A 1,114-nucleotide genomic window follows, 5' to 3' on the forward strand; every position below is an offset into this window, starting at 1 on the left:
TTTATTATGCGTTGATTTCGGTGGTTTTAGTGTTATGCGGAAACTTGGTAGTAGCGTTGTCAGCCCCTTAAGCGGGCGTTATGCAACTTATTTAAACTCGTCAATAAATAAAAGGATATTGAGTGGAAGTCGGAATTTTTCAGGTAGATTCATTTACATCAGAAGTATTCAAGGGTAATCCTGCTGGAGTTTGCATTATTGATACTAGCCTTGATAAAGCAACAATGTTGGCAATTGCTGCAGAAATGGCGGTGTCCGAAACCGCTTTTTTGTCACTTGATACGATGCAATTACGCTGGTTCACTCCAGAAGTTGAAGTCAGTTTATGTGGCCACGGTACACTAGCGGTAGCTCATGTTTTAAAAGAGCAGGGAATGTATAAAACTGGCGATATTCTTGAGTTTCAGACCTTATCTGGTATTTTGACTGCTCATCTTGATGAAAATAATATTCATTTGTTATTTCCATCACCAAACCTTGATATGAACGTCTCTCCAAACATAGATATACTCAATTTGTTAGGTCTATCGCAATCGAGTTTAATCGCTTATGGTGAGTTTGATCATAAGCAACTCGTTGTGATTAACAGTGAGTCAACTCTCAACGAGCTTGTGCCTGATTTCAGTGGGTTATCAAAACTGAAAGGTCGTGGTGTTTTGGTTACAGCCAAATCAGATTCTGGTGTGGATTTTGTATCGCGTTATTTTGCTCCATGGGTTGGTGTAAATGAAGATCCAGTAACAGGTTCAGCGCATTGTGCTTTGTGTGCTTATTGGTCGAAAGAGTTAAATAAATTGAATCTTAAAGGTTATCAGGCCTCAAATCGAGGTGGTTTTGTGGACGTAGAGCGAGTGAGTGAAAATCAAGTTAAGTTATCAGGGCAAGCAATAACCGTCTTTCAAGGCCGCATGAAAATTGCATAACAAACGCTTCAAGAGGGACTTCCAACGCGTGGCATTTTTACTGTGCGTTGATTTTGGTGGTTTCAGTGTTATGCGGAAACTTGGTAGTAGCGTTGTCAGCCCCTTAAGCGGGCGTTATGTTTTTAATCAGGTTCAGAGAATCATGGAAGAAAAGAGTCAGTTATTTTTACAGCAGTACCTTCGAACTTTAC

Annotated in this window: 1 protein-coding gene; it reads left to right on the forward strand. The window is 40.0% G+C overall.

Going from position 1 to position 1,114, the window contains the following annotated elements; translation table 11 throughout:
- Positions 1-122 precede the first annotated feature (122 nt).
- Positions 123-923, forward strand: a complete 801-nt coding sequence (locus B7C60_RS13140) for a PhzF family phenazine biosynthesis protein (protein WP_099612056.1) — start codon at positions 123-125, stop codon at positions 921-923.
- Positions 924-1,114: the final 191 nt, after the last annotated feature.

The organism is Vibrio fujianensis, from assembly GCF_002749895.1.
GTDB classification, from domain to species: Bacteria; Pseudomonadota; Gammaproteobacteria; order Enterobacterales; family Vibrionaceae; genus Vibrio; species Vibrio fujianensis.